Annotated in this window: 2 protein-coding genes; both read left to right on the forward strand. The window is 63.1% G+C overall.

Annotation, left to right across the window (positions count from 1 at the left end):
* Positions 1-250 precede the first annotated feature (250 nt).
* On the forward strand, positions 251-9,199 hold the full coding sequence (locus ACVOLQ_RS04190) for an SdrD B-like domain-containing protein (RefSeq protein WP_481527183.1): 8,949 nt from the start codon (positions 251-253) through the stop codon (positions 9,197-9,199).
* Complete coding sequence (locus ACVOLQ_RS04195; protein WP_481527184.1) at positions 9,196-12,576, forward strand: Ig-like domain-containing protein; 3,381 nt, start codon at positions 9,196-9,198, stop codon at positions 12,574-12,576. The genes ACVOLQ_RS04190 and ACVOLQ_RS04195 overlap by 4 nt, the downstream gene beginning before the upstream one ends.
* The last annotated feature ends 7 nt before the right edge of the window (positions 12,577-12,583 follow it).

The following is a 12,583-nucleotide window of genomic DNA, read 5'->3' on the forward strand; positions in this document are numbered from 1 at the left end:
CTGCGTGAAATCAAAGTGATAGCGGCGTCACGAATACGGGTTCAGGTCCGTTTCGAGAGCAACTGAGAGTTTCCGTCATGGAGCGGAACTGAATAGGCGCAGGTGCGCCGTAAGAATCGCCGCCATCGCAAGGCACCCCCACGGTGCCGAATCGGCGATCCGTTTTTGGGGCGGGTCGTGCATCGACATGAATTTTTCCGGGCTGCCAGATCTGGCGGCCTGTGTGCGCAGCGTTTGCAAGGGTTTGCCAATGAACAGCCAACTTGATCAGCTCACCTCCATCCACGGGTCGACCCGCGCGTCCTGGTCTGGCGCCGTTTTTTCCAAGCTGCTGCGACGTGTGTTGTGCATTTCATCGCTTTTGCTGCTGCTGGGCGCTGCCCCGATGGCTGCGGCCTACAACATTGCGTTTACCAACTTCGATGCAGCCGAACCATGGTTGAACGCAGACGGCAGCGCTTCCGGCGCGGTGGACAGCAGCAATGTGCCCGTAGGTGGCATTGCGGTGTACCGGATCGAGATCAACAACACCGCGTCCACTGATGGCGTTGGTCTGGGTGCGGTATTCGATCTGCCCGGCACCATGAGCATTCATGAGATGCCGACGTATTGCGCCTACGCGGCGGGCTCCACGACCCGCGTCCAGTGCAGCCTGCCGACGCTCCCCGGTGGTGCTCCCTTTGACATCACATTGAAAGTAGCTACTGCAGGCATGCCGGTTGGCGCCGCGGTGATCTACGGTGCAGTGGGTGTAGCAAGCAACTTCCCGCCGCTTACGACGCCGGTAAAGGACCTGTCCACCTCGACGAACGCGCGCGATCCGTTTTTCGATGGTGACCTGACCCTGAACAACAACAAGCAGTCGGCCACTGTCACGTTGGGCAACTCTGCCGATCTGGGGCTGACAAAGACTGCCGACGTTGCGACCGTGATCGGTGGCGGAATAGTCACTTACACGCTGAAGGTCGACAACCACGGTCCCGCCAGCTCGACCAACTTCAAGGTGATAGACAACCTGCCGGTCGGTTTCGAGTACGTGGCCAACAGCTTCGTTTCGACCACGCCGGGCTGGACCTGGGATGCAGCTACGCAGACTGCCACTTATGCAGGGACGCTGCCCAGCAGTCCTGGTACTCCCAGCGCAGTGTTCACCTTCAAGGCCAAGGCCAACGTGCAGTCCGGTAACGTCACCAACTCTGCGCGCGTGGAGTCGGTTGGCACGCCGGATACCAATCCCAGCAACAACAGCGACACTGTAGACACCAACGTGGGTCCCGGCGCCGACGTGGCCATCGCAGCCACCTGGAGTCCTTCCCCGGTGGCGTCGGAGGGTGCACTGGACCTGGTATTGAAGGTCGATAACCATGGTCCCGTCGCCGCCGAAAACGTGGTCGTCAAGGGCAAGTTGCCGGCAGGTACCACGTTCGATTCATTTGAGGAGCCGGCCGGCTGGTCCTGTACGCCTCCTGACGCGAGCAATGAATTCACCTGCACCCGTACAGGTGCGCTGCCGCCAGGCGGCGCGGGCGAGACCATCACGGTCAAGACCCATGCGCCGGCGGCCAGCGGCAATCACTCAGCTCCGGTCTCGGTTGAAACGACGACGCCTGATCCTGATCTGAGCAACAACGACCGGACCGCCGTTGTCTCCGTGCTTGCTGCGGGTGCCGATCTTGAGCTTGGAAAGAGAAAGGAAGCCGTAGACAAGGGACTAGGCAATCTGGCCGAGGTGATCGTGCCGATTGGCGGCAAGATGACCTCGACCATCTCGGTGACCAACCGTGGTCCGGCCGAAGTCGACGGCAATGCGGTTATCACCGACACGTTGGCTATCGGCGAAGAGTTCGATCCGACGGGGACCAGTGGCGATTTTTCGTGCACGGCGACGCCCTATTCGCCGGTGGTGCCGCAGGTTGTGACCTGCCAACTGCTGCCAGGCAAGTATCCCATCGCCCTGAATGGCGTACGCAGTGTCAAGATCACCACCATCGCCCGCGCTCCGGGCCCAGGTGCCAACGGTGCGTTGGTCAACAATGCCTGCGCCAACCTGGATCCGACCACCGATAGTGGTGTGAACAAGGACAACGTACCGGGCAACAACTGCGCCTCGGCCGGTGTGGATATTGGCGTGTCCCCAACCTCGGCGAACCTGAAGGTCAGCAAGACCACGCGTGCACCGAACAACGGTGACCGGCTGGTGGAAGTTACCGATACCGAACTGAGCTATGAAATCGTGGTCACCAACACCGGTGCCGCGACTGCCGGCATCGTCATCAACGATCCCATCCCCGGCTGGTCCAGCGGTCGCACCAAGGCGGAGTTCACCACCTCGCCGGCACGCTGGGACCAGACCAAGTGTTCGATACAGGGCGCTAGCGCCGTATGTCGCTTTGGCGAGGAGCTTCTCGGTACCTCGGAGTCCATCACCGTCACCGTGAAGCTCTCGCATACCACAGCGGGCAAGCCTGGCTTCCTGGTCGACAGCGTGGGCAACACCCCGGCCTGCCCGGGCACCGCGCCGACGGCAACGCACTGGCATTGCAACACGGCCGGTGCGGGCATTGATGGAACCGTCACTGGCGCGGTTGCCGAGGCCGACTGGAGTGACAACTACGGCCGCGATTGGGTCAGCGTGCAGCAATACGCGGATATCGAGACCACGCGCAAGCGTATTACCAGTGCTACGACGGGTACCGTCGGCGTCAATTCCGAATACAACATCCAGTACCGCAACAATGGTCCTTCCAGGGTTGAGGGCATCAGCCTTACCGATACCTTTACCCTGGCTGGGAATGAGCCGGGCTTCGTGCTGGTATCTGCGGAACTGGCCAACGGACCCAGCTGCCTGGGCAACGTGGTAGCCCAGAGTGGGCTGACCAGTGTTCCCAGCGCAGGCGGTCAGTCCTACTCCAACCCAACCGGCGGAGACCTGACGGTAACGATCACCTGCCCGGCGATCGGTCTGGACGCTGGTCGGGTGCAGGACCTCACGGTCGTCATCCGTCCCAATTACGGTGGTTTGCCGAGCGGCCTGCCGCGCAGCATCTACAATATCGCAGGCTTCGGCATTGCCGGCGGCAATAGCGGTACCGGCTATGTCCACAACTCCGATCTGAGCAACGACACCAAGGACGCGGTGCTGCCATTGGATACTGGCGTAGCGGATCTCTCAGTCACCAAGCTGGACGTTTTTGACAGCCACAAGGGTGATCCGATCGCCTATGACGGCGACAACCTCGCCAGCAATCTGATCACCTACAAGATCAGCATCACCAACGGTGGCCCATCGGTGGCAACCCAGGTCCGCATTTCCGATGCATTCAAGCCTGCCGCCAACAAGACGGTGACCTTCATCGGCGCTTCGTCGGATTATCTCGGTCCCTACAACGGCACGCTGTGCACCGTTGGCGGCAGCGGCGCGACGGTTACGGGTAACACTGCCGGAACCAACACGATAGACGTGGAATGCGACGTGCCGGGCGCTGGTTTCCCCGGCAGCAATCAGCTTGGTGTCATCAAGAACGGCAGCAGCTCGTATATCTACATGCGCTATCGCTACGACACCAATCCCGACGCCAGTGGTGACTCGGTAAGCAACATGGTGTCGGTGCAGGGCGCCGAGACAGACCCGCAGCCAGGCAACAACAGCTTGGCTGAGCCGCAGACCACCACCATCCTGATGGCGGCCGATGTCGGTATCAGCAAGACCATGGTCAAAACCCAGCCAGACAGCAAGCCGACGGTGGCGCTGCAGGATGAAATATCTGTGGTCGGCCTGAAGGAAAGCTTCTGGTACGTACTGACGGGCACCAACCACGGTTCCGGCCAGAGCCTGTCGCTTGACCGTGGCAAGGCCACCGACGGCTCTGGTACGCGCATCGTGGACGACCTGCCGGAGGATGTGACGGTCACCGGTCCCATCACCTGGCAGAAGATCGGCCCGGCGGTGACGGGCATGGACACCACGCCCAATGGCAGCGGCAACTGCACGCAGGTCAGCCTGAAGATTACCTGCGATGTGGGCGACCTGACGTACGAAGCCGGCACCAAGGGCCAGGTGCGCATCCTGGTGCCCGCGCGTTGGGATAACTTGCCCAAGGGCACCAATGGTCCGATTGCGCCGTCGAAGAACCGCGCAACGATCAGCACCGAGCAGATTGACCGGAATCCAGGCAACGACACCATCGAAGTGCCGCTGGACGTAACCGCAGTCATGTTGTCCGGCTATGTGTTTGTCGATAACGGTGGTGCGGGCGGTAGCAGCGATGGCATCCGCCAAAGCGGCGAAACGGGCATCGGCAACGTGCTGGTCACCCTGACCGGCAAAAACCACCTGGGGCAGCCGGTAAACCTGGATACGCGCACCGACAACACCGGCGCTTACAAGTTCGACAACCTGCCGGCCTCGGACGCTGCCGGCTATACCGTGACCCAGAAGAAAGTGACGGGCTATTCCAATGGCCTGGTTGCACCGCCGACCGCTGGCAATGATGCGGCGACGTTCAACCCGGATACCTACTCGGCGGCGACCGATTCGCTCTACGTTGCGAAGCTTGGGCTGGGTGTGACGGTTGCTGGCGGCACCATTGGTAGCAAGGGTGCCATTGCGGTCAATTACAACTTCCCGAAGGTACGTTCGGTCAGCCTGTCCGGTTATGTCTATGCCGATCTGGTCCGCGACGACAAGATGGGTGCCGGTGATGCCGCCATCGTGAACGCGGTGGTGGAGCTGCTTGATGCGGCCGGTGCCGTGATTACCAATACCACGACCGATCCGGATGGTTTCTACCAGTTCACCGAACTGCACCCGGGTGTCATCTATGGGCTGCGTGAGCCGCGCCCGGCGGGCCATGAGGATCTGCCCAGCGCGATCAACAAGGGGCTGATCAATGGCGTGGCTTGTGCCACATGCACCACCACCACGGTTGCAAACAGCAGCGGTGTGCTGGAGCAATCGCAGATTGCGGGCATCCAGCTCAGCACCGGCAACGGCACGCAGTTCAACTTCGGTGAAGGCCGCGCCACGGCGCTGTCTGGCAGGGTGTATCTGGACCGCAACCTGCCGACCACCGCGGGTGCGCAAACTGGCAACGGCATCTTCGACGGTGACGATCGTGGCCTGGCCGGTGTCAAGTTGGAGCTTTACCACAAGGGTACGAAGGTCGCCGAGGCAACAACCGATAGCGCTGGCAACTACGATTTCCGCGATTACAACCTCACCCCGGATACCACCGACAAGGTGCTGGTAGGCGAGGTCTATGAGATCCGCCAGCCGCAGCAGCCTGCTGGTCTGGCGAACGGCCAGGAAGCGGGGTCCAACACGATCACCACGGTGGCAGTACCGGTGGCGGGCCTCGAAAACCTCAACTTTGGCGAGATTGCGGGCTATATCAGTGGCCGGGTCTACCTGGATGCCGCCAACAACGACATCTATGACGCCTCGGATGCGGATCTGGACAATGTCCGCCTGGTGCTGAACGACGGTGCCGCGACCGATGTCTTTGGTGCATTGGTGCAGCCGCAGCTGACGGTCAACGGAACCTATATGTTCCGCGATCTGCCGAGCGGTGCTTTCACTGTGACCCAGCCGCAGCAGCCGCAGCACCTTGGCGTTGCCACCTTGAACAACGCCACCAACCCCGGCACCGTCAGCTCGGGTAGCACCGCGGGCACCGCGTCGGGCAAGAAGACCGTGCCGTCGGCGATCAACGACATCACCCTGCTGGCAGGTGGGCGTTCCATCGAGAACAACTTCGGCGAAATAGTGCCGGTATCGGTGTCCGGTGTTGTCTATCTGGACGTCAACGACGACGGTGCCATGGCTGGCGCTGCCGAAACCGGCCTGGATGGGGTGACCATCCAGCTGACCGGCGTCAATGATCTGGGTGACAACGTCACCGTGACCGATGTGGTGCCGGTGAGCACCGTCAATGGCGGCACGTTTGCCTTTGCGGGCCTGCGTCCGGGCACCTATGTGCTCACCGAGCCCAACCAGCCGCCGGGCACTGCCAATGGTAAAACCACTGCAGGTGTGTTGCAGGGTGCCGGTACCACCTTGGGTACGGCGAGCCCGGTGACCGAGCTGCCGAGCAAGATTGCAGCCATTGCCCTGCCGGTGCCGGGCGCCGCTTCCATCAACAATCTGTTTGGCGAACTGCCGCGCAACTCCGGCATCACCGGTGTGGTCTGGTTGGATACGGACGACGACGGCATCAAGGACGCCGGAGAGAACGGGCTGGCAGGCGTGCGCGTGTTGTTGGAAGGCAAGGACAACAGCGGCCAAGCGATTACCGCGACGCCGGTTACCACGGCATCCGATGGCAGCTACGCATTCCTGGACTTGGCGCCGGGCACCTACAAGGTGACCGAGCCTGACCAGCCGGCGAAGACGCTCAATGGCAAGACCGTGGAAGGCAGCAAGGGTGGCACGGCGACTGACGTGCGCGATCTGCCGTCGTCCATCGAGGACATCGTGTTGGACGTAAGCGAGATATCCACCGAAAACAACTTCGGTGAAATCCCGGCGGGCAGCATTGCCGGCTACGTCTACAACGACAGCAACGACGACGGCATCAAGCAGAATGATGAAGGCGGCTTTGTTGCCATCTCCGTCGTGCTGAGCGGTACCAATGACCTTGGTGAAGCGATCAATGTCTCCGGCAAAACCGATGCCAACGGTCACTATGTGTTCGAGAACCTGCGTCCTGGCACCTATGTGGTGACCGAGCCCACGCAGCCGGCCGAGACGCTCAATGGCTGGACCACTGCGGGCACGATTGACGGGGTGAAATCCACGGCCAGGGTGACCGGCAAGGAAACCGTGCCTTCCGTTATCGACGGCATCGTGCTGAAGCCGGGCAGCATCTCCATCAACAACAACTTCGGCGAGATCGGTGATTCGCCGGACATGCTGGTGAGCAAGTCGTCCAAGACGGTGAAGTTCACCGTCAACAACGTGGCGACCTACACCATCCGCGTGCGCAATGGCGGGCAGAAGCCGTCCTTTGGCGAATACATCGTCAAGGATCGCCTGCCGGTGGGCCTGAGCCTGGCCGAGGTTCCGGCCGGCAATGGTTGGCTCTGTTCCGGCGCGGTGGGCGATACCCGCTTTGAGTGCCGCAGTTCGGAAGTCGTCAATGCCGGTGCAACCTCGTTGTCGGACATCACCGTCAAGGCCAATGTCTCGGCCGAAGCGGCCAAGGCGGGCACCGTCAACAACGCGGTATTGATCGAAGGCGGCGGCGAAAACGAGTTCCGCACCCCGACCACCACCGAGCGCAACACCTTTGAAGGTGATGTCAGCACGCTGCCGGTGTGCGATACCGCTATCACCCAGAACGTCTGCCGCGTGCCCAACCAGGTGCAGCTGTCGTCCTCGGTGGGTGGCACCGTGTGGTTCGATGTCGGCAGCGAGGACACCTTCCTCGATGGCGGCGACAAACGCCTGCAGTCGTGGATCGTGGAACTGCTGGATTCGGTAACCGGTGTGATCTCGCAGTCCACCATCACCGCGGTCGACGGCAGCTATCGCTTCGCCGACGTGATCCCGGGCGTGAAGTGGAACATCCAGTTCCGTGATCCGAGCTCGGGCGTGTTGTGGGCGTGGCCGGTGAACCAGGAAACTGCTGGTGGCATGGGCGTGGCCTGTGACAGCCCGCTTGCCATCGGCAACGACGGCGTCAGCGCCTGCCGCGTCAGCGAGAACGGCACCAGCCAGCTGCAGGTCGTGCTCGAAGCCGGTCAGCATCTGCCGCAGCAGAGCCTGCCGGTGGATCCGTCCGGTGTCGTCTACGACGCCGTCACCCGCGATCCGGTGCCGGGTTCCATCGTCACCCTCGCGCCGATTGGCGTGTGCACCGGCTATGACCCGAACACCGCCATCCTCAATGCCGGCGCCGGTGGTTACCGCGTGGAAGGCAATGCGGTATCGATGACGGTGGGCAACAACGGCTACTACCAGTTCATGTTTGGTCCGGCCGCGCCGGCACGTTGCGAGTTCCAGCTGACGGTCACGCCGCCGGGGGGCTACAAGTTCGTGTCGTCGCTGATTCCGGCGGAGACCGGTTCGTTGTCGCCGCTGGGTGCAGCGGGCAGCAGCCACCTGGTGCAGCCGCAGACCGATGCACCGACCGGTGCGGTAGGTACGCCGACCCAGTACTGGCTGAACCTGTTCGCAGGTTCCGCGGTTGCAGGCGTGGTCCATAACCACATCCCGCTGGACACCGCCGAAGCCACCGGCCTGGTCATCACCAAGACCGGTGATCGCCAGACCGCGGAAATCGGTGACACCGTGCAGTACACCATCACCGTGCGGCAGACCGCCGGCAGCGCGATGGCGACGGTCAACATCGTCGATACGCTGCCGCGTGGCTTCACCTACATCAACGGCACCGGCCGTGTGGGTGGGCGCGCTGTTGAAGATCCGCTCGGCAAGCCGGGTCCGCGCCTGGGCTTCGACCTGGGCCCGATCGACGTCGGCCAGCAGCTGGTGCTGACCTACCGCGTGCGAGTCGGCGTCGGTGCGCAGCAGGGCGATGGCATCAACCGTGCGCAGGCACATGGCTGCTCGATCACCGGCGGCTGTATCGATCCGGGTTCGATGACGCCGGTACCGGGCTCGGTGCCGTCCAACCGTGCCGAGTACCGCGTGCGCGTCACCGGTGGCGTGTTCACCGAGGAAGCCTGCGTACTGGGCAAGATCTTCGTGGACTGCAACAACAACCACGTGCAGGACGAAGAAGAGCTGGGCATCCCGGGCGTACGCATGTACTTCTCCAACGGCACCTGGATGATTTCCGATTCCGAGGGCAAGTACAGCTACTGCGGCCTGCCGCCGCAGAGCCACACCCTGAAGGTGGACCCGTCCACCTTGCCGGTGGGTGCCCGCCTGACCACCAGTAGCAACCGCAACCTGGGTGATGCCGACAGCCTGTTCCTGGACCTGAAGAACGGTGAGCTGCATCGCGCCGACTTCGTCGAGGGCAGCTGCGCCAACCCGCTGCTGGAGCAGGTGAAGGCACGCCGTACCCAGGGCGAGGTGCGCGCACCGGAGACCGAAACCGGGCAGTCGCAGCTGCGTTTTGACAGCAAGCCGGTCCGTGCGCCGCAGCAGGCCACGGACTCGTCCAACCAGAGACCGATCGTGCAACCGCGACCCAACCCGCCGTCCGCGCCGGCCCAGCAGGAGGTGCAGCCATGAGCCGCACCGCCCTGCGCAAGATGCCGCGCGTGAGCCTGCTGGCCTGCGCGCTGGCTACCGCATCGTTGCCGGTGCTGGCCCAGAACGTGGGCAGCAGCACCCGCTTCACTCCGGTGATCGGCGACAGCAGCACGCTGTATCCGCGTTCGCTGACCACCCTCGATACGCCGCCGGAAGTGGTGGCTGCACGTTCGGGTGAAGTCGACTACAGCCGCAACGCCGGTGTCGATCGCGTGTCGGTGGAAGTGGACCGTGACGGCGTGCCGGCCGACGGCCAGACGCCGGTGCACATCACCGTGCATCTGCTTGGTGCCGACGGCAAGCTGCTGGCCGGCAAGTCCTTCGTCACCATCGAGAACAGTGGCGGTCGCATCCGTTTGCCGGGTTCGCGCACCGACGAGTTCGGCCCGGGTGCCAGCGATGCCGACAAGGTGATGCCGGGCGTGCAGCTGGAAGTCGAGAACGGTGTTGCCGAGTTCGACCTGGTCGCCCCGCATGATCCGCAGGATGTGCTGCTGCGGATTACTGCCGGTGGTGAAACCGCCGAAGGCACGATCGGCTTCCTGCCGGAAATGCGCGAGTTGCTCGCCACCGGCCTGATCGAAGGCGTGCTGAACTTCCGCAACAAGTCCAACGCCAGCCTGATCTCGCCGGTGCAGCACCACGATGCCTTCGACCGCGATATCCGTCGCTGGGAGAAGCAGTTCAACAACGGCAAGGCCAGTGCATCGGCGCGCACCGCGTTCTTCGTCAAGGGCCGCATCAAGGGTGAGTACCTGCTCACCGCGGCCTATGACTCGGACAAGGATGTACGTGGCCGCCTGCTGCGTGACATCCAGCCGGAAGAGTTCTATCCGGTCTACGGCGACTCCTCGCTGCGTGGCTTCGACGCGCGTTCGGCCGAGCGCCTGTATGTGCGCGTGGACAACAAGCGCAGCTACCTGCTGTACGGTGACTTCCAGACCGGCGACACGCTGGCTACCAGCAGCGGCGTTGGCGGCAGTGGCCCGATTCCGCAGCGCAGCCTGAGCACCTACAACCGTACCGCCACCGGCCTGGGCTGGCACTTCGAAAGTGAGCGCGTGCGTACCAATGTGTTCGCCATCGAGGACTCGCTGCGGCAGATCATCGAGGAGTTCCGCAGCCAGGGCAGCGGCCCGTATGCGCTGCGCAACAACGCCGTACTGGAAGGCAGCGAACGCGTCGAGATGATCGTGCGTGATCGCAACCAGCCCTCGCGCATCGTTTCGGTAAAGCCGCTGGCACGCCTGGTGGATTACAGCTTCGAGCCGTTCTCCGGGCGCATCCTGCTGAACCAGTTCCTGCCCTCGTTCGACAGCGACCTGAATCCGGTCTCGCTGCGCATCACCTATGAACTCGATCAGCAGACCGAGAAGTTCTGGGTGATCGGTGCCGATGGCCAGTACAAGCTCACCGACAAGCTGGAAGTCGGCGCATCGGCGGTCGAAGACCAGAACCCGTACGCCGAGTTCAAGATGGGCAGCGTCAACGCCGGCTACCGCTTCGGCCAGAACACGATGTTGGTCGCCGAGTTCGCCCGCACCCAGAGCGAGGTCAACACCAACTCGCTCAACCAGGTGACTTCGCAGGGCCTGAAGGACGTCACCGGTCAGGTCGAAGGCGACGCCTGGCGCGTCGAGTTCGCCCACGATGGCACCAGGTTCGACGCACGCCTGTTCGGTGCGCGCACCGATCCGGAGTTCAACAACCAGGCCTCGCCGCTGTATGGCGGCCGTGGCGAATACAGTGGCCGCATGGCGTACGCCGTCGGCCCACGCCTGGAGCTGTACGTTGAGGCCCTGCGCAGTGAAGACCGCAACCCGGACGGCGGCAAGCGTGATGCCGGCGGCGCCGGCGTACGCATCGGTGCCACCGAGCGCTTGACCCTGGACTTCGGCCTGCGCAGCATCCGCGAAACCATCGGCATCACTTCGCCGTGGTCGAGCACCGGCTATGGCTCGTTGTCGGGCCTGACCGGCGGCTTCGCCACCGGTTCCGGTGGCGGTGCACTCGGCTATGGCCAGCAGGCGTTGGACCCGGCCACCGGCCTGATGGTGATCAACAGCGGCAGCAATGGCGACACCATGACCAGCGACCTGCCGGTAGGCACCAAGCTGGAATCGGACAGCGCCCGCATCGGTATCGGTTACCGCTTCAACGACAAGTTCAGCGGCGGTGCCGAGTACGAACAGAGCGTCAGCGGTGAAGACCGCAACCGCGTCGCCGCTGGCGTGGACTACCAGGTCTTCGAGCGCAGCCGTTTGTACGGCCGCTACGAGAAGCAGACGGGCCTGACCAGCGCCTACGGCATCACTACCACCGACCGTGAGGCCGATGCGCTGGTGTTCGGTATCGACAGCAGCTACATCCGCGACACCCAGGCGTTCTCCGAATACCGCCTGCGGGATGCGATCAGCGGCCGTGATGTGCAGGCTGCCTCCGGTATCCGCAACAACTGGGATATCGCCAAGGGCCTGCGCCTGAGCAGCTCGATCGAACGCGTCAATGTGATCGATGGCGATACCGGTGACAGCACCGGCCTGGCGCTGGCCCTGGATTACAGTGCCAACCCGTTGTGGCGTGGCGCGATCCGTGCCGAACACCGCATCTCCGAGGACGTGCCGGGCACCACCGACAGCAACGAGGCATTCAAGACCTCGCTGCTGCAGTTCATGGTCGCACGCAAGCTGAGCCGTGACTGGACCCTGCTGGGCCGCAACTACCTGCTGGCCACCAACTACGAAGAACGTGGCGACGTATTGCAGGATCGCTTCCAGTTGGGCCTCGCGTATCGCGACACCGACCGTAACCGGGTCAATGCCCTGATGCGCTACGAGTACAAGCTCGAGCGTGACGAAAGCGGCCTGACCCTGCTCAACGGCGAGGTGGTCAGTGGTACCAGCCAGGATGTCCGCACGCGTGCGCACATCGTCTCCACCCACGCCGACTGGCATCCGTCGCGGCCGTGGTGGCTGACTGGGCGCATTGCCGGCAAGTGGCAGCGCGACCAGTTCGCCTATGGCGATGGCAGCCGCGTCAACAGCAGCTTCAACGCAGTGCTGGTCTCTGGCCGTGTCGTGTACGACATCACCGAGAACTGGGACATCGGCGTGCTGGGTTCCACCTTCCGTGGCCAGTACGGCGCCAACCAGTTTGCCTACGGCATGGAGGTTGGCCGCCTGCTGCGGCAGAACCTGTGGCTGTCGGCCGGTTACAACTGGACCGGCTTCGAAGGCGACAGTGATCTCAATGGCTACGAGTACACGCAGCAGGGCTTCTTCCTGCGCCTGCGCTTCAAGTTCGACGAAGACCTTTTCCGTCGGGACCCGGTCCGCTACCGCGACCCGGCCCGCTGAGGACGAC

It is taken from the genome of Stenotrophomonas sp. STEN031 (assembly GCF_056759975.1).